A 26,410-nucleotide genomic window follows, 5' to 3' on the forward strand; every position below is an offset into this window, starting at 1 on the left:
GGCACCCCACCCCACATTTGAATTTACGTGAACCATCCGAAACGAAGGAATGAAAGACGCCCGTGACTACCACTTACGACTGCACTGATCCTCAGAGCCGAAGCGAGGGCCTGGCCAAAGCGCAGCAGGCCGTTGCCGCCAAGCAGTGCGTGGTCCTGCCCACCGACACCGTTTACGGAATTGGCGCCGACGCCTTTTCTCCGCAGGCCGTGGCAACGCTGCTCGCGGCGAAGGGGCGGGGCCGGTCCATGCCGCCGCCCGTGCTGATTCCCCGGATGCAGACCATGGACGGACTGGCCGTGGATGTCTCCGCGGATGCCCGCGCCCTGGCCGAGGCTTTCTGGCCCGGCGGCCTGACCCTGATCTTCCAGTCCCAGCCGTCCCTCACCTGGGATCTGGGCGATACCCTGGGCACCGTGGCCCTGCGCATGCCGGATGACAGCACTGCGCTGGAGCTGCTGGCCCTGACCGGGCCGATGGCCGTCTCCTCGGCCAACCGCACCGGAAACCCCGCCGCGCAGACCGCAGGGGAAGCCCGAGAGCAGCTGGGCGAGTCCGTGGAGGTCTACCTTGAAGCCGGGCACCGGCCTGAGCACGGCGAACCCGGGGTGCCCTCGACCATCGTGGACGCCACCTCCGAGACTCTTCGCGTGGTCCGCCTCGGTGCGATCAGCCTGGAGCGCCTGCAGGAAGTTGTGCCGGGCGTGCAGGGTCCCGCGGAGGACGCGGCCTAACCCGGACTAGCGGTCCGCGGGTTCCCGGCCGTGCACGGAACGAAGAACTTCCTGCACCCGGGGCTCCGGAACGTTGCCCGTCTTTTCGGCCCAGCCCGGAACCTGCCGCTGCCCAAACCACATCATCTCCAGGCGGCGCAGCGGACCGTGCAGCCGTTCTCCCGCGAGGGAGGACACCTTGTAGCCGCTCCACAGCGCGCTCCGGCACAGCCAGGCCGGCAGCCGCCGCGGCTTCCGTCCGCCGGCAGCTTCCAGCACGCCGGCCACGGTCGACTGTTCCCAGGGCTGGAGCACGACGGCGGGAACGGTTCCGGAATGCTGCCCGACTGTGAGGACGTACTGCACCAGGGAGTCCACCGAGCTGACCGGCGACGGAGCTGAACCGCTCCCCGCGACGGTGGCAAGGGGAGAAGAAGCCAGCCGCACAAGCTTCGCCGTGGTGGGGCGACGCGGCCCCTGGACCGAGGTGGCGCGGATGGTCACTGTATTGCAGGAACCGGCGCCCCGGGCAGCCAGGGCCCGTTCGCCCAGGGCCTTGGACCGGGAATAGGCGGAGAAGGGCTGCACGTAACTGGTTTCGTCGAGGAACGGGCGGTGCCCCTGGACGGCTGCGCTGCTGAGATGGATGAAGCGGCGGACACCCGCGTCGTCGGCTGCATCGGCAATCACCACCGGAAGCAGCGAATTGGCACCGCGCAGCGCGGGGGAGTCGGCTCCGCCCGGCGTGGCCAGTCCGGCGGCGTTGACCACCACCTCGGCGCCGGCGAAGGCCGCCGCCAGGCTCGCCCGCACATCCTGCAGGTCAGCGGCCTCATCCAGCAGGCCCGCTGCATCAGCGGCAGCGGATTCCAGCCGGGGAGCCGGGACGCTCCGGACCGTGATTCCGGCTTCCCTCAGCTTTGCGCACACGGCGCCGCCAATGAAACCGGAGGAGCCGAGCACCACCCAGAGCGGCTGCCGGCGGTTCGCGGACTGCGCGGGGCGGTCAATCTGCTGATGCCGGTCAATCTGCTCAGACGGGCCAGGGCGCTCAGGCCGGTCGGACTCGTTGGACTGCTGGACTTCGGATTCCTGCGGGGAAGGGTGCTGCGTCAAACCTGGTGCTTTCCGATCATTTGGGCGGAGCTGGAACAAGCGGCGGCATGGGCTGCCATGATCCATCGTGCAGGATGCTGCGGCTTTCACGCCAACCGCGCCACAGGCTGGCCACGCCGGTGAGCCGGTGTTCGACGGCGAGCAGCCGCAGAAGTTCCTTGGCGGCGGTCAGCACGGTGCCCAGGGCAAAGCCCGGACGGCTGAACTGCCCGTGCACCTGCAGATAGTGGGCGGTGTGGCCGCGGTTGCGCATGGAATAGAAGCGGCTCAGGTCGCTGGAGTCATTCAGGTGCCTGATGCCCAGATCAATCTGCTTCTGCGGGCGGACCTTCTGCAGCACAAAGTCATTGACGTAGGCCACGTCCGTCAGGCGGGAGGCCAGCCAGCCGTAGATTTCGTCGTCGCCGTTGATGAAGTAGCGCTCGTCCGGAAGGCCGATGCGGCGGACCAGGTCAGCGGAAATCAGCATGCCCTCAAAGCAGCCCACATTGGTGGCAAACACCGGTGAGTCCCGGAAGACGTTCCCGCGGACCGGCACGTGGATGCCCAGGAAGGGCAGGAAGCGGTGCTGCCAGAAGAAGGGCCGCCCCGCCCCGTCCAGGCGCCGCCCATGGATGCACTCATACGTGCCGGTCCATTTGCGCAGCGCGTCCACCGCGCCGGGAAGGATGGCGACGTCGTCGTCCATCAGCCACAGCCAGGACGCACCTTCGGCGAGGGCACGTTCCACGCCCGCCGCGAAGCCCCCGGCACCGCCGGCATTGACGGGCAGGCGCAGGTTCACCAGCGGAACGGTCAGCTGCTTGGCAGCAGCGGCGAGGACGTCCTGCGTGTCATCGGTGCTGGCGTTGTCCACCACAATGATCCGCTCCGGTCCGGACTTAAGCGCGGACACGGAATCCAGCAGGCCCCGCAGGTAACCGGAACGGTTGAACGTGGTGATGACAAGCGTCAGCTCGGCAGTTTCAGTGGAACCCTGGGCGGCGGTCACGTCAGAACCCGAAGTCCGACGGTGGCCCGAACCGGCGTCCGCGCATACCTGCAGCGTAAGCACGCAGCCACGCGGCGAAACCGCGCGGGTCGCGGGTCTTGGCGAAGTGCACGGGATAGCCGACGGCGTCCGCGGCGAAGGACCGCAGCCGCTTGTACTTCCAGGTCAGGTGGCCGCGGTTGCGGTAGAAGTAGAACTGCTTGAAGGCGTTTTCGGGAACCAGGACGTGCAGCCGGTCACCGGCCACCTGCTGCACCTCCGCCCATGCCGCGGGATGGGTCAGCGCCACGGAGGTGACTGTCCCAAAGCGGATCCCGGCGCGGCGCAGGCGGATCATGAAGTCCGTCTCATCTCCGCGGATGAACAGGCGCAGGTCCGGCAGTCCAACGCGAAAGAAGACATCGGCGCGGATCAGCGCGCCGTTGAAGAAGTGTCCGACGTCGGGAATGAAGCCCAGCTTTTCAACTTCGGCACGGCTGTGCGTGAGCTTGCCGTCGAGCCGGAAGTGGAAGGAAAGGGTGTCCGGCTGTCCCGGGGCCACCACCAGGGGAAGGACCACGTCCATCCGGTGTTCCTGTGCGGCTTCAAGCAGGGCGGCCAGGCAGTTGGGGTCCTCCGGATGCGCGTCGTCATCCATGATCCAGATCCAGTCGGCACCCGAGGCCATGGCGGAGAGGATGGCCAGCGAAAAACCGCCGGCACCGCCGAGGTTGGTGTTGGAACGGATGTAGGTGACCGGCGCCGGCGAGGCTTCAGCGATATCCTGAACCGGAGTCTTCCCTGAGTCCACCAAGGATACTGACGTAATGTTGGCACTCTGGGCAGCCAGCGAGTCCAGGAGGGTGGATACGTCGTCTGGGCGGTCGAAAGTTACTGCTGCTACGGCCACGGAGTCCGGCAAAATGGTCCTTTCGAGGCAACCCGGATGCGCGGCACAAGCCGAACGGAGAAGGGTGTGCAGTTAGAATGCAGATGAGATTCCAGTCTATTACACCGGATTCTTCCGAACTGTGTTGCAACCATCGAGAAGAGAACCGGGGAAATACCCGTTGAGGATTATGAGCCAGAAAAGCACGGACGAAAGCGGGTCCTTCCGCGAGGAAAAGCCCGCATTGTGGCTGTGGTCACAGTACATCCTGGACTCCCTGGCCTGGATTGTGGCAGTGGTCCTGGCACTGGTTCTGCGCTATGAACTGACGGTGGACCAGATCAATTTCGGCGGTCTCGCAGTCTTCTGCGGTGTGGCCGTCCTGGTGCAGCTGGTGGTCGGATATTCCTTCGCCCTGTACCGCGGCCGGTACAGCTTCGGCAGCTTTCATGAAATGCGGCTGCTGGCCATGGTCACCCTGGTTGTCGCCGTCATCCTGGTCCTGGTAAGCGCACTCTTCGGCCTGACCATCGACATTCCCCGCTCCACCGGCATGATCGCCTTCCCGTTTGCCTGCCTGTTCATGGCTGCCATCCGCTACCTGAAGCGCATGTATGTGGAGGGCAAGGCCCGGCCGGGCGACGAGGCCCAGCGCGCACTCGTGTACGGAGCCGGTTTCCTGGGCAGTTCGCTGGTCACCCGCATGATGAAGGATCCCGATTCCCCCTTTTACCCCGTTGGCCTGATCGATGATGACCCGGCCAAGAAGCACCTGCGCCTGTCCACCGTTCCGGTGCTGGGCCGGCTGGAGGACCTGCGCGAGATTGTGCAGCGAACCCGCGCCACCACGTTGATCATTGCAATCGCCGACGTCGAAGCCCGCCAGGTGCGGCAGGTCACCGACACCGCCGAGGGGCTCAACCTGCGGGTGCTGGTGCTGCCGCCGCTGAAGGACATGCTCAGCAAGGGCGCCGGCGCCGGGCTGACCGATTTCCGCGAGGTCGCCGTCGAAGACCTCATCGGCCGCCGTCCCGTGGACATCCACGTGGAGGAAGTGGCCGGCTACCTCACCGGACGCAAGGTCCTGGTCACCGGTGCCGGAGGTTCCATCGGCTCGGAACTGTGCCGCCAGATCACCGCTTTTGACCCCGCTGAACTGATCATGGTTGACCGGGATGAAACCGGCCTGCAGCTCACCCAGCTCTCCATTACCGGGCACGGCCTGCTCAACGGCAAGGACACTGTCCTGGCCGACATCCGGGACCCCGAAGCCCTGGACCAGATCTTCTCCGAGCGGCGTCCCGACGTCGTTTTCCACGCCGCAGCTCTGAAGCACGTCTCCCTGCTGGAGCAGTACCCGCAGGAGGCCTGGAAGACGAACGTCCTGGGCACGGCCAATGTCCTGCGGGCAGCCAAGAAGGCCAAGGTCCGGTACTTCGTGAACATCTCCACGGACAAGGCCGCAAACCCCACCACGGTGCTGGGCCACTCCAAGCGCGTGGCTGAAAAGCTCACCGCCTGGATGGCCGGCAGCACCAAGGACCGTTACGTCTCAGTGCGGTTCGGCAACGTGATTGGCAGCCGCGGCTCCATGCTGCCGCTGTTTACGGAGCAGATCCGCCAGGGCGGACCCCTGACCGTGACCGACCCGGAGGTCACCCGCTTCTTCATGACGATCCCCGAGGCCTGCCAGCTGGTCATTCAGGCCGGCGCCATCGGCCGCGGCGGCGAAGTCCTGATCCTGGACATGGGCGAGCCGGTGAAAATCCTGGACGTGGCCAAGCGCATGATTGCCATGTCCGGCAAGGACATCGAAATTGTCTTCACCGGCCTGCGGCAGGGCGAAAAGATGCATGAAATCCTGGTGGGGACCGGCGAGGATGACTCCCGGCCGCTGCACCCGAAGATTTCCCACACCGCGGTGGACGAGCTGGATCCCTCGGACCTGAAGTTCGAGGACTGGCTGCTCAAATGCGGTGTGAATACCCACGGCGAGACGCTGCCTCCGGTCACCGGCATCGGCGACGCAGCCGCCCGGGACCGTGCCGGCCTGCACCGCTACAACGGCGGAACGGCTGAACGGCGGACCGGCTGATGCTGCTTGCCCTGTGCACCGGCGCGGCGTTCCTCGCCAGCCTGCTGCTGCCGTTTTTGTTCGTGCCCTTCCTGCGCCGTCTCGGTGTCCTGGATATCCCCAATGAGCGCTCTTCCCACTCCAAGGTGATTATCCGCGGCGTGGGCGTCACCATTGCCGTCGGCGTCCTGCTGGGGCTGGGGCTGTCCCTGGCCACCGGTCTGCTGGCGGTGGACCGCTCCATAATGCTGATCCTGATGGCGGTCATTGCCTTGGCCTCGCTGCTGGGCTGGATAGAGGATTTCCGCGGGTTGTCCGTTCGGGTCCGCGCAGGCCTGCAGCTGCTGCTGGGCATTGCCGGGACCGCTGCCCTGGTGTGGACCATGGGGCAGAGCTACTGGTGGATTCCGGTCGGCGCCCTTGCCATCGCCGCCTACATCAATGTTGCCAACTTCATGGACGGCGTGAACGGAATCTCCGGGCTGCACGGCATCACGGTGGGCGTCCTGTACTCGGTGGCCGGAGTGCTGGGGGACCAGCTGTGGATGACGGTGGCCGGAGCGGTTACCGCGGCGGCCTTCGCCGCTTTCCTGCCGTGGAACCTGGGCCGCGGATCAGTGTTCATGGGCGACGTCGGCAGCTATCTCCTGGGGGCATCGATCTCCGGCATCGCCGTGGCAGCCTTCCTGGCCGGCGTCAACGTGGAGTATCTGCTGTTCCCGATTGTCATCTACCTCGCCGACACTTTCTCGACCCTCCTGCGGCGCATGAGCAGGGGGGAGCGCTGGTACGCAGCGCACCGCCAGCATGTTTACCAGCGCCTGACCGACGTCGGGCTCAGTCACCTGCAGTCGGCGTCGGTTGTGACTGCCTGCACGCTGCTGACCGGTGCGGCAGGCCTGGTCATCGCTGAGGCCGGCGATGTGGTCAAGGTCGCCGTCACTCTGTTCGCCCTTGCGGTAGTGGTGTTTTACCTGCTCGCGCCCCGGATCTTCGGCCGCGTGCGCACCAGTGTGTGAGCCGGCATGACTGACGCGGAGCACGGGCACTTCTATCTGTTGTAGAATTCTTTCAGTCGCGGAATCCCGCGCCACTGCTATCACCCGCCCAGGCCCGAAGGATGTTCCTAAAGTTATGAGCCCCGCAGACGGAGCCCAGACTGGACGTCCCTTGGCCGCCTCAGGGCCCACTTCCGATCCCTGGCTCGGTATCTTTGCCACGTCCATGAAATGGACGGGCATGCTGTTTGTCGTCCTGGCGGCGGCTTCTCTGGTTGCCTCCGGCATTGCGGGACTGGGCAGCGCACTCTTCGGCTGGGTTCTCATCATTGCGTTCAGCGGGGTCAGCCTCCTGATCGTCCACGTGGTGGGCCGGGACAACCCGCACGGCGCCATGGCTATGTTCGCTTTGATCTACATCGTCAAAGTGGTTGTTTTCGCCGCGGTGCTGCTGCTCATCGGCAGGCCGGCATGGCTGGATGCCACGTGGTTCTTCGTCTCGGCGATCGGAACCATAGTGGTCTGGCAGGCCGCGGAAATTCGTGCCTTTTCCCGGATCCGTTTCCAGCTGTACAACGACGAGGCCGACGGTCACCGGGGAACGAATCCGGCAACCGGGGATACACCATCTGATAAAGGGGAAAAGGATGTCTGAAAAGCCTGACTATGACCCCGAGTCCACTTACGACTCCGGCATGCGTGTCTTCAGTTACATCATTGGCGGGATCGTCGCCTGGGGTTTGATAGGGTGGTTTTTGGACAATCTGTTCGAAACTCAGTGGTTGGTGCTCGTCGGTCTTCTCTTCGGAGCGGCCGCCGGATTTTACCTGACCAAAGTGCACGGCCTGACCGGAAGCAAACCTGCGAAAGCCAGCGTCGGCCATCCAGCCCACGACCGTGAAGAAGCCGAACAGTAATGCCACAGACTTTTGACCGGGCAACAAGCTTTGCCCCGATACACACGCCCGCTGAAGGACACAGCAGAGAGGAAACGCGTTGATCGCGCTTGCACTCCCGGCCACTAATGAAGGTGGATTCGTTCCGCCGGCCATTGACGAAATGCACCTCCCTGAGATTTTCCCGTGGGGCGCCGAATACGGTTCCGGTATTGGCAAGCAGATGCTGCTGGTCATCATCTCGGTCATCATCATCGCCGTGTTCTTTATCCTCGCTTCCCGCAAGGGAAAGCTCGTGCCGGGACGGCTGCAGTTCCTGGGCGAATCGGGGTACGGCTTTGTCCGTAACAGCATCGCCAAGGATGTGATCGGCGAGCGGGAATTCATCAAGTACGTCCCGTTCCTCTTCGCGCTGTTCTTCTTCATCCTCGTCAACAACATCTACGGTGCAATTCCGCTGATCCAGTTGCCGAGCTTCTCCCATCCGGGCGGAGCATACCTGCTTGCCGGCATCGTCTACTTCACGTGGATCGGTATCGGCATCAAGAAGCACGGCATGAAGTACTTCGTGAAGGCCACCGTTCCTTCGGGCGTGCCGTGGTACATCCTTCCCGTCCTGGTTCCCATTGAGATCATCTCCAACTTCCTGGTCCGGCCGATCACGCACAGCCTGCGTCTGTTCGCCACCATGATGTCCGGGCACCTGATCATCATGCTTGCCGGAGCCGGCATCGAATACCTCCTGGTCCTCCAGGACAACATCCTGCTCCAGGCTTCCTCAGTGCTGGTCCTGGGTGGCGGCATCGCCATGTACATGCTTGAAGCACTGATCATGGTGCTCCAGGCCTACGTTTTCACCCTGCTGACCGCCATTTACATCCAGGGCGCACTGGCAGACGATCACTAAGCTTTCCCTTTAGGGAAAACCAAAACTTCCCTCCGGGGAAACCCCAAGCAACCTGCCCTTCAGGGCATCTTGAAAGGAAAAATGAACATGGAAATCACGGGTAGCCTCAACGCAATCGGCTATGGCCTCTCCGCTATCGGCGGCGCCATCGGTGTGGGTCTTGTCTTCTTCGCCTACATCAGCGGCGTTGCACGCCAGCCGGAGGCACAGCGCGTCCTCCAGCCGATCGCCTTCCTGGGTCTGGCACTGACCGAAGCACTCGCTATCCTTGGTCTGGTTCTCGCGTTCATCCTTGGCTAAAGACAGCCCACTGACACACCAAGCAGATAGGACGGGTGAATTATGGATCAGGTAGTTCTGTTGGCAGCCTCTGAAGGCGCCAACCCCCTGATTCCCAACCCCTGGGAAATCCTGGTGACGGGAGTCAGTTTCGCCATACTGATGTTCATCGTCGTCAAGTTTGTGGTGCCGGCCTTCGAAAAGACGTTCGCAGAGCGGACGGAAGCCATCGAAGGCAACATCGCCAAGGCCGAGAAGGCTCAGGCTGAGGCCAGCGCGGCACTGAACGAGTACAAGGCACAGCTTTCCGATGCCCGGGCAGAAGCCAACACCATCCGTGAAGAAGCACGTGCCGAAGGCGCCCAGATCCTCGCGGAACTGAAGGCCAAGGCAGCTGCGGAATCCGCACGGATCACCGAGCAGGCACAGGTGCAGATCGCTGCAGAGCGGCAGGCGGCTGTTACGTCGCTCCGCGCTGAGGTCGGCACGCTGGCCACCGAGCTGGCCGGACGCATCATCGGCGAAACGCTCGAGGATGACGCCCGCGCTGCACGCGTGGTTGACCGTTTCCTTGGGGAACTGGAAAACGAGAACGCAGGTGCAGCTAGGTAATGGCAGGAGTATCGAGCGAATCACTGGCCGTGGCGCATGAGCACCTGGAAGCCAAGCTTCCGTCTGCTTCGCTGTCACTGGCCGAGGAACTCTTTGGAATCCTGGGCGTTGTCGACAGCAGCGCCGGTATCCGGCGCGCGCTGACCGACCCCGCCCGTGAAAGCGATGCCAAGGCGGCGCTGGTTTCACAGCTGGTACGCGGCAAGGTTTCGGCTGACGCCGAGGCCATTGCGGCTGATCTGGTCTCCTCGCGTTGGCGGTCTCCGCGTGACTTGGGTGATGCGCTCGAGGAACTGGCTGCCACTGTTGTTTCAGCAACGGCCGAAAACAGGGGATCAGGCCTTGCCGGCCTCGACACCCTGGAAGACGACCTCCTCCGGTTCAACCGGACGGTAGCTTCCAGCCACGAGCTGCAGCGGGCACTGTCTGAACCGCAGGCATCGCCTGAGGCAAAGATCCGCCTGGCAGAGACACTGGTGCCCGGGGCTACTCCCGAAGCACTGGTGCTGATCCGCCAGGCAGTCACGCATCCGCGTGGCCTGAAGCCCAGCGCCCTCGTGGCACGTTTCCTGGAGCTCGTCGCTGGGCGCCAGAAGCGCTGGATCGCCGAGGTTCGGGCAGCCCGTCCGTTGACCCAGGAGCAGCTTTCGCGTCTGCAGTCCTCTCTTAACGGACTCTACGGCCGTGAGTTGAAGATCAACGCCGACGTTGACCCGTCACTAATCGGCGGCGTGCGGATCGCAGTGGGAGACGAGATACTGGATTCATCAGTAGTTTCCCGTCTGTCCGACCTCCGTCGGAAGCTCGCGGTCTAGCCGTCCTTTCGGACGGTAAGAGACCAGTTCACGAACATTTGAGAATTAATCACGGTCATTGGCACGAAGCGATGATCACAACACAGGAGAGCAGGGACTGCAGATGGCCGAATTGACCATCAACGCCGACGACGTCCGTAATGCGTTGAACGAATTCGCGGCGTCCTACGAACCCGGAAACGCAGAGCGCGTTGAAGTTGGCCGCGTAACAACCGCCAGCGACGGCATTGCCCGTGTGGAGGGCCTGCCCTCCGTCATGGCAAACGAGCTGCTTCGGTTCGAGGACGGCACACTGGGCCTCGCCCAGAACCTTGACACCCGTGAAATCGGTGTCGTTGTACTCGGCGATTTCGCCGGGATTGAAGAAGGCCAGGAAGTTCACCGCACCGGTGAAGTTCTGTCCGTACCCGTGGGCGACGCCTTCCTGGGCCGCGTTGTCGACCCGCTGGGCGAGCCGATGGATGACCTGGGCCCGATCCAGGCTGAAGGACGCCGTGCACTGGAGCTCCAGGCACCCGGCGTAACCCAGCGCAAGTCGGTCCACGAACCGCTGCAGACCGGACTCAAGGCCATTGACGCCATGATTCCGATCGGCCGCGGCCAGCGCCAGCTGATCATCGGCGACCGCAAGACGGGTAAGACCGCCATTGCCGTTGACGCCATCCTTAACCAGAAGGCCAACTGGGAATCCGGCGATGTCCAGAAGCAGGTGCGCTGCATTTACGTAGCCATCGGCCAGAAGGCATCCACGGTTGCTGAAATCAAGCGGACCCTCGAAGACCGCGGCGCAATGGAGTACACCACCATTGTTGCTTCCCCGGCTTCGGACCCCGCCGGCTTCAAGTACCTGGCACCCTACGCCGGTTCGGCCATTGGCCAGCACTGGATGTACGGCGGCAAGCACGTCCTGATCATCTTTGATGATCTGTCGAAGCAGGCTGAAGCCTACCGCGCCGTATCCCTGCTACTCCGGCGCCCGCCGGGACGCGAAGCTTACCCGGGCGATGTGTTCTACTTGCACTCCCGCCTGCTGGAGCGTTGCGCGAAGCTCTCCGACGACCTCGGTGCCGGTTCGATGACGGGCCTGCCCATCATCGAGACCAAGGCAAACGACGTCTCGGCGTACATCCCGACCAACGTCATCTCCATCACCGACGGCCAGATCTTCCTGCAGTCGGACCTCTTCAACGCCAACCAGCGCCCCGCCGTCGACGTCGGTATTTCCGTCTCGCGCGTCGGTGGTGCTGCACAGCAGAAGGCCATGAAGAAGGTCTCCGGTACGTTGAAGCTGGAACTGGCCCAGTACCGCGACATGCAGGCATTCTCCATGTTTGCTTCGGACCTGGACGCAGCCACCCGTCAGCAGCTCACCCGCGGTGCGCGCCTGATGGAACTCCTCAAGCAGGGTCAGTACGCTCCGTACCCCGTTGAAGAGCAGGTTGTCTCCATCTGGGCCGGCACGAACGGCTACCTGGACGATGTTCCCGTGGAAGATGTGCTCCGCTTCGAAGGCGAGTTCATTGACCACCTGAAGCACACCACTTCCGTGCTGACCACCCTGGCACAGACGGGCAAGCTTGAGGACTCCACTGTGGAGGAACTCAAGAAGCGCGTTGTTTCGTTCAAGGAAGGGTTCTTCGGCGAAGGCGACAACCACCTGGTTGCTGCCGGCCACGAAGAGCACTCCGCCCTGGGCGAAGACGCTGTTGACCAGGAAAAGATCGTCAAGCAGAAGCGCTAACGCCTTTGTCGTTCCGCGTCCGGATCCTGTGGATCCGGACGCGGAACCCTTGGCCTTTGCCTTAGCCCTAGTAGAACGCTAGGAACTGAAAGGAAAAGTATGGGAGCCCAAATTCGGGTCTACCGTCAGAAGATCGCTTCGACGACGTCGATGCAGAAGATCTTCAAGGCGATGGAGCTGATTGCTGCCTCTCGCATTGGAAAGGCACGCACCCGTGTGGCTGCGTCACTGCCGTATTCCAATGCGATCACCCGTGCCGTTTCTGCTGTGGCGTCCCAGTCGGAAATCGACCACCCGCTGACTACCGAGCCGGATCAGATCCGCCGGGCAGCCATGGTGGTCCTGACTTCCGACCGTGGTCTTGCTGGTTCGTATTCCGCCAGTGTGCTCAAGCAAAGCGAATCCTTGGCCGAACTGCTCCGTGAAGAGGGCAAAGAGGTCAAGACCTACCTGGTGGGACGTAAGGCGCAGGCGTACTACGACTTCCGTGACCGTGAGTCTGCGCGTGTCTGGACCGGAAATACCGATGCACCGGACTTTGAAACCGCCCGCGAAATCGGCCGGGCACTCCTCGACGACTTCAACACCGACTACGAAGACGGCGGCGTGGACGAAATCCACATCGTCTACACGCGCTTCAAGTCGATGGTTGTCCAGGAACCCACGGTGATCCGCCTGCTTCCGCTGGAGGTAGTGGAGGAAGAAGCACAGTCTGAGACTGAGCTGCTGCCTCTGTACGAGTACGAGCCCGAACCCGAAAAGGTTCTTGACGCACTGCTGCCGCGCTACATCGAGTCGCGCATCTTCGCAGCCATGCTTCAGGCAGCCGCTTCCGAGCTCGCCGCCCGCCAGCGTGCAATGAAGTCCGCAGGGGACAACGCCACAGACCTTATTAAGAAGTACACGCGACTTCGCAATAACGCCCGTCAGGCCGAGATCACCCAGGAACTGTCCGAGATTGTGGCTGGTGCCGACGCGCTTAACGCGTCCTAGCCTCCGCCCCAATACGCACGGTTCCACCAGAAGCAAACTTAGTCCACACGCCATCTAACTGAGTGAAGTGAGAGAGATGACTGCCCAAACTGTCGAGCACGGATCTGATTCCGTAGCCTCGGGTGCCACAGGCCGTATCGCCCGTGTCATCGGCCCGGTTGTCGACGTCGAATTCCCGGCTGACGCAATTCCTACCATCTACAACGCGCTGACCACCGAGCTGACGCTCAACGGTGAGACCCGCACCATTACGTTCGAAACGTCCCAGCACCTCGGTGACAACCTCGTGCGCGCCATCTCCATGCAGGCCACCGACGGCCTGGTCCGCGGCGCAGCCGTCAAGGATACCGGTGCACCGATCTCCGTCCCCGTAGGCGACGGCGTCAAGGGCCACATCTTCAACGTCCTGGGCAAGCCCCTCGACGTTGCCGAGGACCAGCTGGAAATCACCGAGCGGTGGCCCATCCACCGCAAGGCTCCGAACTTCGCTGACCTTGAGGGTTCGACCGAGATGCTGGAAACCGGCATCAAGGTGATCGACCTTCTCACCCCGTACATCAAGGGTGGAAAGATCGGCCTGTTCGGCGGCGCCGGCGTTGGCAAGACCGTTCTGATCCAGGAAATGATCACCCGTGTTGCCCGCAACTTCGGTGGTACCTCGGTATTCGCCGGTGTTGGCGAGCGTACCCGTGAGGGAAATGACCTCTGGGTTGAAATGGAAGAGGCAGGCGTCCTGAAGGACACCGCCCTTGTATTCGGCCAGATGGATGAGCCGCCGGGAACGCGTCTGCGCGTGGCCCTGTCCGGCCTGACCATGGCGGAGTACTTCCGCGATGTGCAGAACCAGGACGTGCTGCTCTTCATCGACAACATCTTCCGCTTCACGCAGGCAGGTTCCGAAGTTTCAACGCTTCTGGGCCGCATGCCGTCCGCCGTGGGCTACCAGCCGAACCTGGCTGACGAGATGGGTCTCCTGCAGGAGCGCATCACGTCCACCAAGGGTCACTCGATTACATCGATGCAGGCCATTTACGTGCCTGCTGATGACTACACCGACCCGGCTCCGGCCACCACGTTCGCGCATCTGGACGCCACCACGGAACTTTCCCGTGAAATCGCCTCGCGCGGCCTGTACCCGGCCGTGGACCCGCTGACCTCCACGTCGCGCATCCTGGACCCGCAGTACGTGGGCCAGCTGCACTACGACACGGCTGTCCGCGTCAAGCAGATCCTTCAGAAGAACAAGGAACTGCAGGACATCATCGCCATCCTCGGCATTGACGAGCTGGGCGAAGAAGACAAGATTGTTGTGGCACGTGCACGCCGCATCCAGCAGTTCCTGTCGCAGAACACCTACACCGCCAAGCAGTTCACCGGCGTCGAGGGCTCCACGGTTACCATCAAGGAAACCATTGAGGGCTTCAAGGCCATCTGCGACGGCGACGTGGACCACATCGCCGAGCAGGCCTTCTTCAACGTCGGCAGCATGGACGATGTCATGGCCAACTGGGCGAAGATCCAAGAGCAGACCGGGAAGTAAGCCCTATGGCGAACACTGCTGAACTCGAAGTTGAGATTGTCGCAGCGGACCACTTCGTGTGGTCCGGCGCGGCAAAGATGGTCAAGGCACGCACCAGCGAGGGCGATGTCGGGGTCCTTCCCGGCCACACTCCGCTGCTGGCCATCCTGGCTGAAGGCGAAATCGCCATCGAGCCGGTTTCCGGTGCGCGCTTCACGGTGAACGTCGACGGCGGATTCTTCTCCGTTGACAGCAACCGCGTGGTAATTGTCGCTGACAACGCTCAGATGAACGACGCAGCCAACGCTGGGACTCGCTGACCCTTCCCAATGAGCAGCTCTTATTTGTTCATTGCGCTGGCAGGGCTGCTTTGCCTGCTGCTGCTGGCAGTAGTTCTGTTCGGGGTGCGCCGCAGCCAGCTGCGGCGCGCCCTCGGTACTTTCGATGCCTCCATTTGCCTCCCGCCCGGCGGGTGGCAGATGGGGGTTTGTCGTTATACGGACACCCATCTGGAATGGCTGCGCCTGATTTCGCTCAGCCCCCGCCCGCCCCACAGATTCCTGCGCAGCTCCCTGGAGATCGGGAGCTGGAGGGAGCCGACCGAAGCGGAGCGCGCCCGAATCCAGCCCGGCGCCATTATTGTCACTCTGCGGTACGAGGAGACTGAGTTCCTCGTGGCGATGAAGTACGACGTTTATACCGGCCTTTCCTCATGGCTTGAAGCCGGACCGGTCATCGGCATCGGCACCTGGCGCTGAGTCGGTGCTGACCGTCCGCCACCTTAGTATTGAGGGATGGAAGACGTCATTGTTGTTACCGGCCCGGCCTCGCTCAACGGAGCGGTCAGTGTCCCCGGAGCCAAAAACAGCGTCCTGAAACTTATGGCGGCAACGCTGCTCGCCCAAGGACGCTCCACCATCACCAACGTGCCCAATATCCAGGATGTCTGGATCATGGCCGAGCTGCTGCGCCGGCTGGGGTGCACTGTTGATTACGACGTCGACGCGGCCGCGGTCTCGATCGACGTTCCCGAGCTGCCCGGCCACCAGGCAGACTACGACCTGGTGCGGGCCATGCGTGCCTCCATCTCCGTTCTCGGCCCCCTTGTGGCGCGCTGCCGGCAGGCCGAGGTGGCACTTCCGGGCGGCGACGCCATCGGTTCCCGCGGTTTGGACATGCACCGCGCCGGGCTGGAGCTGATGGGAACCACCATCACCATTGACCACGGCTATCTGGTGGCCTCCGTTCCGGACGGGTTGATCGGTGCCCGCCATCTGCTGGACTTCCCCTCCGTCGGTGCCACCGAAAACCTGATGATGGCCGCAACCCTGGCTGCCGGCACCACTGTGATCGACAACGCTGCGCGCGAACCGGAAATCACCGACATTGCCGAGATGCTCAACGAGATGGGCGCTCGGATCTCCGGGATAGGCACCAACACCCTGGTAATCGAGGGAGTGGAGCGGTTGAACCCGGTGGTCCACCGGGTAGTTCCGGACCGGATCGTGGCGGGAACCTGGGCGTTTGCCGCTGCCATTACCGGCGGCTGCATCGAAGTCCGCAACGCCGATGCCTCCGCCCTGAGCGTTGTCCTGGACAAGCTCTCCCAGGCCGGCTGCACTGTCACAGTGGGGGAGGACAGCTTCACGGTCAAGGGCAACGACCGCCCGGAGCCCATCAACGTGTCTACGCTGCCGTACCCGGGCTTTCCCACCGACCTGCAGCCCTTTGTGGTGGCTATGAACGCGGTGTCCACCGGGTCCGGGATGGTCACCGAAAACGTCTTTGAAGCGCGCTGGGGATTCACTTCGGAGCTGGCCCGGCTCGGGGCAGTGATTCGGCTCGACGGCCACCACGCCCTGATCCAGGGCGTTCCCCGGCTCTCGGGTGCACCGGTGGAAGCCAACGACATCCGCGCAGGAGCTGCACTGGTGATTGCCGGGCTCGCGGCGGAGGGCACCACGGAGGTCCGCGGGGTCGACCACATTGACCGCGGCTACGAGAACTTCATGGAGAACCTGCGCGGACTCGGAGCGCGGGTCGTGCGCCGGCGCAGCTGATTGCTGGTCCTTCGATCCGGACTGGTTCCGGGCCGCACCGACAAAGGAAGTCCCCGGCATGTGCCGGGGACTTCCTTTGTCTATCCGGGAAACCCCGGACAGGTAATGCTGAGTTTGTGGTGAAGCTTAGAGGGCGGTGACGCCGGTGGCCTGGGGGCCCTTGGCGCCCTGGCCGATTTCGAACTCAACGCGCTGGTTCTCATCAAGCGTCTTGAAGCCACCGGTCTGAATTTCAGAGTAGTGAACAAAGACGTCTCCGTCTGAATCATCGGGAGTGATGAAGCCGAAGCCCTTTTCAGCGTTAAACCATTTGACGGTACCCTGTGCCATTTTGTTTCTCCTCATAAGTGGAACTACCGGCCGCCACACCCCGCGGCGGCCTTATGTTACTGAAACGGGAAGGCTCAAGTTCCTTGCCATTCAGCAGTTCCTTGAGGAGCTTCACGCTCGCAACGGTCTTGCGAGCATGAATAACACCTACACAAAGACTGGTTATAGGATTACACACCCGTAATGGCTGGTCAACGAATTGGCCCAAAAAATTTCCCAGTATTTCGTCGAGTATTCTTCCGGGTCGTCTGCAGGTGTTCCGATCCCCGGCCGGGCATTACGCCGGTGGGCTAAAACAGCCTAAAAGAGGCGCGACTCCGAATCGTCCACGCCGCGCATCGCGTCGTAATCCAACGTCAGGCATTCAATGCCGCGGTCATTTGCCAGCACCCGGGCCTGCGGCTTGATCTGCTGCGCGGCAAACACGCCCTTGACGGGGGCAAGGAGCGGATCGCGGTTGAGCAGTTCCAGATACCGTGTCAGCTGCTCCACGCCGTCAATATCTCCCCGGCGCTTGAGCTCCACGGCCACGGTGGCCCCGGAGGCGTCACGGGCGAGGATGTCCACGGGGCCGATCGCCGTCATGTATTCCCGGCGGATCAGGGTGTAGCCGGCGCCCAGCTTGGTGATCTGCTCGGCCAGAAGCCGCTGCAGGTCAGCTTCCACTCCGTCCTTGATCAGGCCGGGGTCAACACCCAGGTCATGGTTGGTCTCGGAGAACCGTTCATAGATGCTGATGACCAGTTTGTCGTCAGTCTTGGCGCTCTGAACGTTCCAGGTTTCGATCACGCCCGTTTCGGCGTCGTCCTCGCTGGGCGCGGTGATGCGCAGGGTGGCCGGAGGGCTCATCCAGTTCAGGGGTTTGTAGGAGCCGCCATCGGAATGGATCAGGACGGAACCGTCGGCTTTTACCATCAGCAGACGGACGGCGAGCGGAAGATGGGCACGGAGGCGGCCGATGTAGTCAACAGAGCAGCGGGCTATTACTAAACGCACAGTTGCACTTTACCGGCTCCGCTCGGGCAAAATGATTTATATGCCCCGTTCCAACCGACCCCGCCGCCCGCCGGGCGCAGCCAACGCCAATCTGGGCCGAAGTGCCCGCAGTAAGTGGGCAATGCCTGCCGTGGAGCTGGACCTGGAGCGGACCCGCGCCGGCATTCCGCATCGCGAGAGTGCGCCCGACGGCGAATGGTCAGTGCGGCAAATCACGGCACGCAACGCGGCAAAAGAGTACAAATGCCCCGGATGCGGCATGATTATCCCCCCGGGGATCCCGCACCTGGTGGTGTGGCAGGAGGATTCGCTCCTGGGCCGTGAAACCGCCGTCGCAGACCGCCGGCACTGGCACGAGCGGTGCTGGCGCACGCGGCGAACCGGCGGCCGGCGCCGCTAGAGCCGGTCCTGGCGCGAAATAAACACTTCCTTGAGCAGCAGCAGCACCGCCGCAGCGGTGGGAATGGCAATCAGGGCGCCGAGGACGCCCAGCAGGGTTCCGCCGGCGATGACCGCAATGACGGCTACGGCTCCGGGCACCGCCACGGCGCGCTGCATGATGCGCGGGGACACAAAGTAAGCCTCGAACTGCAGGTAGGCCACGTAGAACAGGGCAAAGACCACGGCCGTCTGCCAGCTGACGGTAAGCGCCACCAGGGAAACCAGGACCAGCGCAATGGGTGGTCCTACCAGCGGAATGAAGGCCAGCAGGGCGACCACAAACGCCAACAGGACCGAGAACGGCACTCCCGTGATGGACATGACGATAAAGGCGTAAGTGGCGTCCAGCAGGGCCACCAGTCCCTGGCCGATTACGTAATTGCCCACACTGCTGGTGATTTCTTCTGACAATGTCTCGACCCGGCGCCGCCGGCTGCGCGGAGCCAGCCGATAGGCCCATTTCTTCATGGAGGGCAGGGATGAGAGGAAATAGAGAGTCAGGACCAGGATGATCAGGGCACCGAAAAGACCATTGGCAATGACGGTGCCCACGGAGAGCACGCCGCCAAAAACTCCGCCGAGGGCGTCGGCGTTGGTGAAGAATTTGTTGACCTCGTCTTCTATCCGCTCGCGCACATGGAACTGATCTTCAATGCTGACGAAGAAATCGGATTCCAGGAACTTGTCCACGTAACCCGGCGCATTGGTGACGATTTCCGAGGTTTGCCGGACGATTGTGGGAATCAGGGTTGCGAAGAAACCAATAACGATGGCGGCCAGGCCCAGTACGGTGATGGCAATTCCGGCAGGCCGGGGTATGCGCCGTGCCCCCAGCCACCGGACCACCGGGTCCAGGCCCAGGGCAATAAACAGTGCTGCGCCAATCCACACCAGCAGTTCACCCACGTTGGTGAGAATGAAATATCCCAGCAGGGCAATTCCCACGCCCACTGAAAACATGAAGCCAAAGTGAATCGGATGGCCGTTCATGCCGCGGGGCTGATCGTCGGTGCCTGCGCGGTCCAAGCCGGCGGCCGGGGTTCCGGCTTGTCCGGGGGCTTCATCGGCTGCAGCGGCTTCGGGCGGGACCTCAAACCGGGGCCGGGGGAGGGGGCCGGGAACACTGCGGGGCACCGCAAGCCGGATCCGCTCCGAGGCTCCCGTCAGGAACCGCCGCCCCGGGCGTTCCTGCGGAGCCGGCTCCCCTGCCTGCTGCGGCCCGGAAGGAGGCTGTTCAGCCGGCTGGTCCTGGTTCTCGGCCATAATTTTCCAAGTCTCCTAGCTCTGGCGAACGCCCGCCGTACGAAGCGTCACATTATCAGCAGGAGCCCCGGCAGGAGGGGGTCACAGTCCAACACAGGGGCCCGAATGTGACCCCAACATGTATTTCGTTACCATTGGGTTATAAACCGGTTACCGCCCCGACAGCCAAGAGGCCCACGTCCCGTTCCGCCTGCCCGCAGGTGAGGCGATTGCACCGAGACTGAAGATAGGTAAGTTGTGCGAAACAAAATTGCAGTTCCGCTGATTGTGATCGGAGTGCTCCTGATGCTCGTTGGCATCGGCCAGCGCACCATCTGGGCTCCTCCCACCACCCTCACCGCCGCAGCACCGACCCAAGACCGTGAAGCACCTCTGACCGTCATCGGCTCGGATGTCCTCACCGAACATTCCGGGGGCGTGGACCTGACTGTTGCAGGGGACGGCACCTTCCTGATGGCCGTGGGCCGGGCCGACGACGTCGATGCCTGGGTGGGGGATGCCTCCGTTCTGCGGATTGGAGCCGACGGCGACTCCCTGACCTCGGAGATTGCGGACGGCACTGCGACAGTGCCCAACCCCGCCGGCTCCGACCTCTGGGTCTCGGAACAGGACATTGACGGCGAAACCACCTTCACCTGGGAAGCCCCCGCGCCGGGTGACTGGCAGATCCTGCTGGCTACCGACGGCACCGGTGCCGCTCCTGCGGATGTCTCCGTCACCTACGCCAATGACGCTTCCACCCCGTTCGCCATCCCGCTGATCGTTGCGGGCGCGCTCATAGCCGTTCTCGGCCTGGCCCTGGCCTTCACCTCCGGGCGGGGCCGCAGCGGACGCCCGTCCGGCGGCAACGGTCCGGTAAATGCAGGCCCCGACGCTAAGACTCCGGCGGCCGCCGCACATCCGGCCACCGGAACCACCACGTCGCTTCCGGCTGCCGACAAGCCGGCAGCCGCTAAGGCAGGCGCCGGCAAGCATGCCGGAAACTCCGGTTCCGTCTCCTCCTTTGCAGTCCTTCCCGCCCTTCGCCGCCGCGGCACGGCCTTCAGCGCCGTCCTGGTTGCTTCCCTGTCGCTGGGCGCGGTGCCCGCAGTCGCGGCCCTGCCGCTGACGGCCAGCCCCACAGCGGAGGCGAACAGTGAGGCCACCCCTCCCGTGGTTCTGGACTCGCAGCTGGAGCGCATCCTCACCGAGGTGGCAGGCACGGTCAACGAGGCAGATGCCGCCAAGGACGCCAAACTCCTGGCAACGCGGGCCGGCGGTGCCGCCGCCACCCTGCGGGAGGCCAACTACGCCACCGCAGCAAAGGTGCCGGAGAACGCCGCGCCGGAACCGGTGGTTGCAGATCCCCTGAAGACTGACCTGGTCATGGGCGGAACGGAATTCCCGCGCAGCATTGTTGCCGTAACCCAGGGAACGGACAACGAGGTTCCGCAGGCACTTCTGATGGTGCAGGAATCCGCCCGTGAAAACTACAAGCTGGTTTCGGCCATCAAGATGCTGCCCGGAACCACCTTCCCCGCCCGCCCGGCGGCTAACACGGGCGTCAGTCCCGCGCCGGCCGACTCCTCCGACGGTCTGGCCGCAGCCCCGAAGACTGCTGTCGATTGCCTGGCGGACGCCCTGACCAACCCCGAGGGCTCCAACAAGGACACGTTCTCCGCCAACACCTTCACGGAGGCAGTCACCAAGTTCCAGGCCGATGTCCTGGCCAGCCCGGACAACAAGTTCGCCAAAATTGCGTTCAAGCACACCGCCAACCCGGGCGATACCCGCGCTCTGCGCACCCCGGACGGCGGCGCCATTGTCTTTGGCTACATGGACAGCACCTACACCAGCATTCCGCGCGAGGCCGGTGACTCCATCAACCTGGAGGGCACGATCTACCAGAAGCTGACGGGCAAGGCGAACACTGAAGCCGGAATCGACGTCAAATACGGCGAAGGCGTCATGCTCTACGTTCCGCCGGCCGGCAGCACGGACCAGGCTCAGGTCATTGGTGCCGTCCAGGAACTGCTGTCCGCAAACCTGAAGTAAGCCCACCCTCCGTCAGGGAGAGCCGGGGGATGCCGGTGACCCAAGACTGCGTATTAAGGTAAAGCCATGAGCACTCCGAATCACCGTCCCGCCCCGGCCGCTTCCTCGATGAACCTGCGGGGAGCCGTTGACCTTTCCGCCCTGAAGGCAAAGGCCACGGCGCCCCCTGCAGCGGCTGCCGGACCGGCCGGCGCAGCGCCGGCAGCTTCCAGCCCCTACATTGTGGAGGTCTCGGAACAGTCCTTCCCGCAGGTGGTCCAGCTCTCCGCCCAGGTGCCCGTCATCATTGACCTGTATTCCCCGCGCAGCCCGGAGTCCGCCGAGGTCAGTGCGGTGCTGCAGAACGTGGTCACGGAGGCTGACGGAAAGCTGCTCCTGGCCCGCGTGGATGTTGACGCGCATCCGCAGATTGCCCAGGCCTTCCAAGCCGTGGCTGTTCCCACCGTCGCGGCGGTCCTCAAGGGCCAGCCCGTGCCGCTCTTTGACCGCGCGGTCCCCGAGGAACAGATCCGCGCCCTGGTTGCCGAGCTGCTCCAGGTGGCCGCAGCCAACGGCGTCACCGGAAGCCTGAATGAGGCCGGCGCGTCCGAACCGGCCGAAGAGGCTCCGCTGTCTCCGCTTCACCAGGAAGCGTACGACGCCATTGTTGAAGGGGATTACGACGGCGCTGCCGACGCCTACCGCCGGGCGCTGGCGGAAACGCCGGCCGACGCCGAAGCCAAGGCCGGGCTCGCCCAGGTGGAGCTGATGGCCCGGCTCAAGGGAGTTGACGCAGAGAAGCTCCGCTCCGACGCTGCGGAAAACCCGGACGACGTCGATGCGCAGCTGGCAGTTGCGGATCTGGATATTTCCGGCGGCCACGTTGAGGACGCCTTCAACCGGGTGGTCCGCCTGATTTCCCGCGTCTTCGGAGACGACCGGGAAAAGGCACGCCTTCGGCTGCTTGATCTGTTCGAGGTGGTGGGCGTGGCCGATCCGCGGGTGACCAAGGCGCGCTCCGCCCTCGCCCGGGCACTGTTCTAAGCGGGCCGGCATGACCAACTCTCCGAAGAACCTGTTCCCCGGCCTGTTTGACCCCTTTGCCCTCCGCGGCCTCGAGCTGGCCCACCGGGGCTGGGTTGCGGCCATGTGCCAGTACTCGGCCGATGAGGTGAACGCCCCCGGCGTACCGAATGACTGGCACCTGATGCACCTTGGCTCCTTTGCCGCCGGGGGAGCGGCCCTGATCATCACCGAAGCCACCGCCGTCAGCCCGGAGGGCCGGATCAGTCCGCAGGACACCGGAATCTACAATCAGGAGCAGACGGACGCCTGGCGCCGGATCACCGACTTTGTCCACCGGTACGGCGCGGTGGACACAAAGATCGGCGTACAGCTCGCCCATGCCGGGCGGAAGGCCTCCACCTATGCTCCCTTTGCCGCCGGCCGCGGCAGTGTCCCGGTGGACCAGGGCGGCTGGGGCACTGTTGGTCCCACCTCGGAAGCCTTCGGCCACTACGCAGCACCGCGCGAACTTGATGAGGCGGGCATCGCTGGGGTTATCGAAGACTTTGCCCGCGGGGCCGAGCGGGCCGTGGAAGCGGGCTTTGACACGATAGAAATCCATGCCGCCCACGGTTACCTGCTGCACCAGTTCATGACCCCGCTGGTCAATACGCGCACCGACGGCTGGGGAGGCTCGGAGGACGCCCGCAACCGCCTCACCCTCGAAGTCATTGACGCCGTTCGCGCCGTGATCCCGGAGTCCATGCCCCTGCTGCTGCGCATCTCGGCAACCGACTGGACCCCCGGCGGCCTGGACGAGCACACCTCCGCCCGCCTGGCGGACCAGGCACGGAACCGGGGCGTCGATTTCGTGGATGTCTCCACCGGCGGAGCCGTTCCGGCCGCTTCCATTCCGGTGGCACCGGGATACCAGACCGGATTCGCTGAGCACGTCCGCACGCACGCGGGGGTGCCGACGGGCGCCGTCGGCCTCATCCGCACCGCCGCCGAAGCGGAGGAAACACTGCGCACCGGCCGTGCGGATGCCGTGCTGATTGCCCGCGCCGCGCTGAGCGATCCGCACTGGTGGCTGCATGCTGCCGCCGAGCTGGATGCCAAGCTGCCCTGGGCGCCGCAGTACGAAAGGGCCCACCCCTGACGCACACCCCCGGCGTATGCCTCCGGCGCGGCTGACGGATCGCCGGTGACCGGCGCCGGGGGAGGGGACAGTCTGGTCCGGAGGGCGGGTACGGGCCGGGCGGAATTGGTCCCTGCGGATGATCCCTGCCGGCCCCGGGCGACGGTACCTTGGAGCCATGATGAACGTGGTGATGACATGACCGAGTACATGCCCGGGGAATCTCCCGCCGTTCCCGCCGCCCCGGCTCCCGGTGCCCCGGCTCTGGCCGTGCGGGCACTGGGCAAGCGTTTCGGGGACAAGATCGCGGTCAACGGGATCAGCCTGGACGTTCCCGCGGGTTCCTTCTATGGCCTGGTGGGTCCCAACGGTGCCGGCAAGACCACGTTGCTGTCCATGGCAACGGGACTGCTGCGTCCGGGGCACGGCCAGGTGTGGGTGCACGGCACTGATGTCTGGGCCGAGCCGTTGAAAGCCAAACGCCTGATGGGTGTCCTCCCGGACGGAGTCCGGCTCTTCGACCGGCTCACCGGGGAGCAGCTGGTGACCTACGCCGGCCTGCTGCGCGGCATGGACCGGGAAACTGTGGCCAGCCGCGTGCAGGACCTGCTGGAAGCAATGGACCTCACCCGGGATGCCGGCACCCTGGTGGTTGACTACTCCGCCGGAATGACCAAGAAAATTGCCCTCGCATCGGCGCTGATCCACGCGCCGCGGCTGCTGGTTCTGGACGAGCCGTTCGAAGCAGTGGACCCGGTGTCCGCCGCCAACATCCGGGACATCCTCTCCGGCTACGTGGCCTCCGGCGGCACGGTCATTGTCTCCAGCCACGTCATGGACCTCGTCCAGCGCATGTGTGACCACGTCGCCGTCGTTGCCGGCGGCAATCTCCTGGCAGCCGGAACCGTGGATGAGGTCCGCGCCGGCGAGAGCCTGGAAGAGCGCTTCGTGCAGCTGGTCGGCGGACGCACCCACTCGGAGGGACTGCCGTGGTTGCGCACCTCCTGAGGCTCAAGCTCACGCTGCTGCGCAACTCCCTCCGCCGAAGCCCCTGGCAGATTGTGGGCATTGTCCTCGGTGCTCTGTACGGGCTCTTTGTCCTGACCGGGCTGTTCGCGGGACTGTTCTTCCTGAGCACCACCGACCAGGAGCTGGCGCGCACCGCAATCGTCCTGGTGGGAGCTGCTGCCTTACTGGGCTGGGCCCTGATTCCCCTCCTGGCCACCGGGGTGGACCTGACCCTGGACCCGGCGCGGTTTGTCACCTTCACCGTTCCGCTGCCCAAATTGCTGGCCGGGCTGGCCATCGGAGGGCTCATCGGCATTCCCGGTGCCGTCACCCTGCTGGCAGCATTGGCCAGCGCAGTTGTGTGGTGGCGTTCTCCCGCCGCAGTTGCCGCAGGTTTGGTGAGCGCCCTGATCGCGGTCTTCACCTGCGTCATCGCAGCCCGGGTGACGGTGGCGGCGAGTACCTCGCTGTCCTCCTCCCGCAGGTTCAAGGACATATCCGGTCTGGTGGCCATCATCCCGCTGGTGCTGCTGGGCCCTGCCATTGCCGGAATTGCCTCCGGCGTCGGCAGTGCCTCCGACTACCTGCCGTCCCTGGCCCGCACCGTGTCCTGGACCCCGCTCGGTGCCGTGTGGGCCGTTCCGGGAGACATGGCGCTGGGGCAGACCGGATCCGCGGCTGCCAAGCTGGGCATCGCCGTCGTCTTCCTTGGACTGCTCGCCTGGGCCTGGAAGGTCCTCCTGGTGCGGGCGCTGGTGACGCCTCCGCACAACGCAGGCGCCCGGCGCAAGGGCGGGAAGCTTGGATTCTTTGGAGTGTTCCCGGGCACCCCCACCGGCGCCGTAGCCGCCCGGGCGCTGACCTACTGGATCCGGGATCCGCGCTACGGTGCCTCACTGCTGACCATTCCGCTGCTGGTTGTGGTGCTGTTGTTCCTGAACCGCACCAACGGGGAGCCGGTGCTGCCCCTGTTCCTGGGACCGCTGGTGGCTTTCCTGCTCGCCTATGGGCTGTCGGCCGACGTCGCCTATGACAACACCGCCTTCACCCTGCACCTCAGCACCGGGGTCTCCGGTGCCGCCGACCGCGCGGGACGCGTCCTCGCGTGCGCCGTTTTCGCCGTTCCGACGGTGCTTATCGCTAGCGTGCTGCCGTACCTGCTGCTGGGGCGGACGGAGCTGCTGCCGGTGGTGCTCGGCGTCTCGCTGGGGATGCTGCTGAGCGGTTTCGGCCTGTCCAGCGTGGTGTCGGCCCGCTACACCTACAACGTTCCGTTGCCCGGGGAGAACGCCTTTAAGACACCTCCGGGTTCCGGTGCCCGGACCTTCCTGGTGCAGGGCCTGGGCATGACGGCGCAGGTGGTGATTGTGCTGCCCGTCCTGGCGCTGGCCCTGGCGGCGGTCCTGACCGGCAGTGCGCTGTTGAGCTGGCTGACCCTGGCGGCCGGCCTGCTCCTCGGGGCCGGGCTGCTGGTGGCCGGGATCCGCATCGGCGGCCGCTGGATGGACCGGCGGGGACCCGAGCTGCTGCAGGCAGTATCGGTCAACAAATGATGCGCCGGCACGGACCGGCACGGGCCTGTGCCCGCCCATGCCGGGCGGCGGGGCATCGGCTCGGCACAGGCCCCCTCGTAC

Annotated in this window: 26 protein-coding genes and 1 pseudogene; 21 read left to right on the forward strand and 6 right to left on the reverse strand. The window is 64.2% G+C overall.

What is annotated here, in order from left to right; all coding sequences use genetic code 11:
- Positions 1-62 precede the first annotated feature (62 nt).
- Positions 63-722, forward strand: a pseudogene (locus AC4D2W_RS09910) (L-threonylcarbamoyladenylate synthase); the annotation flags it as partial.
- A gap of 18 nt (positions 723-740) precedes the next feature.
- On the opposite strand, the gene AC4D2W_RS09915 reads toward AC4D2W_RS09910, so the two are convergent.
- The 3 genes from AC4D2W_RS09915 to AC4D2W_RS09925 are packed head-to-tail and all read right to left on the reverse strand — an operon-like array spanning position 741 to position 3,721.
- Positions 741-1,829, reverse strand: coding sequence for an NAD-dependent epimerase/dehydratase family protein (locus AC4D2W_RS09915; RefSeq protein WP_490926710.1), 1,089 nt, complete (start codon positions 1,827-1,829; stop codon positions 741-743).
- A 16-nt stretch (positions 1,830-1,845) separates the two neighbouring features.
- A complete protein-coding gene (locus AC4D2W_RS09920) occupies positions 1,846-2,820 on the reverse strand; it encodes a glycosyltransferase (RefSeq protein ID WP_490926711.1) in 975 nt (324 codons plus the stop codon).
- Between the two features lies 1 nt (position 2,821).
- Entirely contained in the window at positions 2,822-3,721 is a 900-nt protein-coding gene (locus tag AC4D2W_RS09925) for a glycosyltransferase (RefSeq protein WP_490926712.1), read from the reverse strand.
- A 157-nt stretch (positions 3,722-3,878) separates the two neighbouring features.
- Here AC4D2W_RS09925 and AC4D2W_RS09930 point away from each other — a divergent pair, with 157 nt between their 5' ends.
- The 14 genes from AC4D2W_RS09930 to murA all read left to right on the forward strand — a co-directional run bounded on the left by AC4D2W_RS09930 (position 3,879) and on the right by murA (position 16,582).
- On the forward strand, positions 3,879-5,783 hold the full coding sequence (locus AC4D2W_RS09930; protein ID WP_490926713.1) for a polysaccharide biosynthesis protein: 1,905 nt from the start codon (positions 3,879-3,881) through the stop codon (positions 5,781-5,783).
- Positions 5,783-6,781 (forward strand): MraY family glycosyltransferase, encoded by a 999-nt coding sequence (locus AC4D2W_RS09935; RefSeq protein ID WP_490926714.1) that lies wholly within the window; start codon positions 5,783-5,785, stop codon positions 6,779-6,781. The genes AC4D2W_RS09930 and AC4D2W_RS09935 overlap by 1 nt, the downstream gene beginning before the upstream one ends.
- 115 nt (positions 6,782-6,896) lie before the next feature.
- Positions 6,897-7,415, forward strand: a complete 519-nt coding sequence (locus AC4D2W_RS09940; protein WP_490926715.1) for a Cg1360 family ATP-synthase-associated protein — start codon at positions 6,897-6,899, stop codon at positions 7,413-7,415.
- Positions 7,408-7,677, forward strand: a complete 270-nt coding sequence (locus AC4D2W_RS09945; RefSeq protein ID WP_490926716.1) for an AtpZ/AtpI family protein — start codon at positions 7,408-7,410, stop codon at positions 7,675-7,677. The genes AC4D2W_RS09940 and AC4D2W_RS09945 overlap by 8 nt, the downstream gene beginning before the upstream one ends.
- A 79-nt stretch (positions 7,678-7,756) precedes the next feature.
- The gene (atpB, locus tag AC4D2W_RS09950) at positions 7,757-8,563 is read left to right on the forward strand and encodes a F0F1 ATP synthase subunit A (RefSeq protein ID WP_490926717.1); all 807 of its coding nucleotides are present in this window, start codon (positions 7,757-7,759) and stop codon (positions 8,561-8,563) included.
- Positions 8,564-8,650: 87 nt separating this feature from the next.
- Positions 8,651-8,863, forward strand: a complete 213-nt coding sequence (locus tag AC4D2W_RS09955; protein ID WP_342024192.1) for a F0F1 ATP synthase subunit C — start codon at positions 8,651-8,653, stop codon at positions 8,861-8,863.
- Between the two features lie 42 nt (positions 8,864-8,905).
- Entirely contained in the window at positions 8,906-9,454 is a 549-nt protein-coding gene (locus AC4D2W_RS09960; RefSeq protein WP_490926718.1) for a F0F1 ATP synthase subunit B, read from the forward strand.
- Positions 9,454-10,269: a F0F1 ATP synthase subunit delta gene (locus tag AC4D2W_RS09965; RefSeq protein WP_490926719.1), complete on the forward strand. Its 816-nt coding sequence runs from the start codon at positions 9,454-9,456 to the stop codon at positions 10,267-10,269. Before AC4D2W_RS09960 ends, AC4D2W_RS09965 begins: the two co-directional genes overlap by 1 nt.
- 103 nt (positions 10,270-10,372) lie before the next feature.
- Positions 10,373-12,010 (forward strand): F0F1 ATP synthase subunit alpha, encoded by a 1,638-nt coding sequence (gene atpA / locus AC4D2W_RS09970; protein ID WP_490926720.1) that lies wholly within the window; start codon positions 10,373-10,375, stop codon positions 12,008-12,010.
- Positions 12,011-12,109: 99 nt separating this feature from the next.
- Positions 12,110-13,003, forward strand: a complete 894-nt coding sequence (locus AC4D2W_RS09975; RefSeq protein WP_490926721.1) for a F0F1 ATP synthase subunit gamma — start codon at positions 12,110-12,112, stop codon at positions 13,001-13,003.
- 76 nt (positions 13,004-13,079) lie between these two features.
- On the forward strand, positions 13,080-14,543 hold the full coding sequence (gene atpD / locus AC4D2W_RS09980) for a F0F1 ATP synthase subunit beta (protein WP_490926722.1): 1,464 nt from the start codon (positions 13,080-13,082) through the stop codon (positions 14,541-14,543).
- 5 nt (positions 14,544-14,548) lie between these two features.
- Positions 14,549-14,842, forward strand: a complete 294-nt coding sequence (locus tag AC4D2W_RS09985) for a F0F1 ATP synthase subunit epsilon (RefSeq protein WP_490926723.1) — start codon at positions 14,549-14,551, stop codon at positions 14,840-14,842.
- 9 nt (positions 14,843-14,851) lie between these two features.
- Entirely contained in the window at positions 14,852-15,280 is a 429-nt protein-coding gene (locus AC4D2W_RS09990; RefSeq protein WP_490926724.1) for a DUF2550 domain-containing protein, read from the forward strand.
- 36 nt (positions 15,281-15,316) lie between these two features.
- The gene (gene murA, locus AC4D2W_RS09995) at positions 15,317-16,582 is read left to right on the forward strand and encodes a UDP-N-acetylglucosamine 1-carboxyvinyltransferase (RefSeq protein WP_490926725.1); all 1,266 of its coding nucleotides are present in this window, start codon (positions 15,317-15,319) and stop codon (positions 16,580-16,582) included.
- 126 nt (positions 16,583-16,708) lie between these two features.
- Here murA and AC4D2W_RS10000 read toward each other — a convergent pair whose 3' ends face one another.
- A complete protein-coding gene (locus tag AC4D2W_RS10000; protein WP_104101230.1) occupies positions 16,709-16,912 on the reverse strand; it encodes a cold-shock protein in 204 nt (67 codons plus the stop codon).
- Between the two features lie 300 nt (positions 16,913-17,212).
- Positions 17,213-17,908, reverse strand: coding sequence for an endonuclease NucS (gene nucS / locus AC4D2W_RS10005; RefSeq protein WP_490926726.1), 696 nt, complete (start codon positions 17,906-17,908; stop codon positions 17,213-17,215).
- A gap of 40 nt (positions 17,909-17,948) precedes the next feature.
- Between nucS and AC4D2W_RS10010 the strand changes: the two genes are divergently transcribed.
- The gene (locus AC4D2W_RS10010; RefSeq protein WP_490926727.1) at positions 17,949-18,308 is read left to right on the forward strand and encodes an Rv1322 family protein; all 360 of its coding nucleotides are present in this window, start codon (positions 17,949-17,951) and stop codon (positions 18,306-18,308) included.
- On the opposite strand, the gene AC4D2W_RS10015 is transcribed toward AC4D2W_RS10010, so the two are convergent.
- Positions 18,305-19,612, reverse strand: coding sequence for an AI-2E family transporter (locus AC4D2W_RS10015; protein ID WP_490926728.1), 1,308 nt, complete (start codon positions 19,610-19,612; stop codon positions 18,305-18,307). The genes AC4D2W_RS10010 and AC4D2W_RS10015 overlap by 4 nt on opposite strands.
- A 237-nt stretch (positions 19,613-19,849) precedes the next feature.
- On the opposite strand from AC4D2W_RS10015, the gene AC4D2W_RS10020 reads away from it, so the two are divergent.
- The 5 genes from AC4D2W_RS10020 to AC4D2W_RS10040 all read left to right on the forward strand — a co-directional run bounded on the left by AC4D2W_RS10020 (position 19,850) and on the right by AC4D2W_RS10040 (position 26,329).
- Entirely contained in the window at positions 19,850-21,646 is a 1,797-nt protein-coding gene (locus tag AC4D2W_RS10020) for a DUF8094 domain-containing protein (RefSeq protein ID WP_490926729.1), read from the forward strand.
- Between the two features lie 66 nt (positions 21,647-21,712).
- On the forward strand, positions 21,713-22,669 hold the full coding sequence (locus AC4D2W_RS10025) for a co-chaperone YbbN (RefSeq protein WP_490926730.1): 957 nt from the start codon (positions 21,713-21,715) through the stop codon (positions 22,667-22,669).
- Positions 22,670-22,679: 10 nt separating this feature from the next.
- Complete coding sequence (locus tag AC4D2W_RS10030; protein ID WP_490926731.1) at positions 22,680-23,789, forward strand: NADH:flavin oxidoreductase/NADH oxidase; 1,110 nt, start codon at positions 22,680-22,682, stop codon at positions 23,787-23,789.
- Positions 23,790-23,966: 177 nt separating this feature from the next.
- Positions 23,967-24,776 (forward strand): ABC transporter ATP-binding protein, encoded by an 810-nt coding sequence (locus AC4D2W_RS10035; RefSeq protein ID WP_490926732.1) that lies wholly within the window; start codon positions 23,967-23,969, stop codon positions 24,774-24,776.
- On the forward strand, positions 24,758-26,329 hold the full coding sequence (locus tag AC4D2W_RS10040) for a transporter (protein WP_490926733.1): 1,572 nt from the start codon (positions 24,758-24,760) through the stop codon (positions 26,327-26,329). Before AC4D2W_RS10035 ends, AC4D2W_RS10040 begins: the two co-directional genes overlap by 19 nt.
- Positions 26,330-26,410 lie beyond the last annotated feature (81 nt).

It is taken from the genome of Arthrobacter sp. TJ-58, assembly GCF_058269295.1.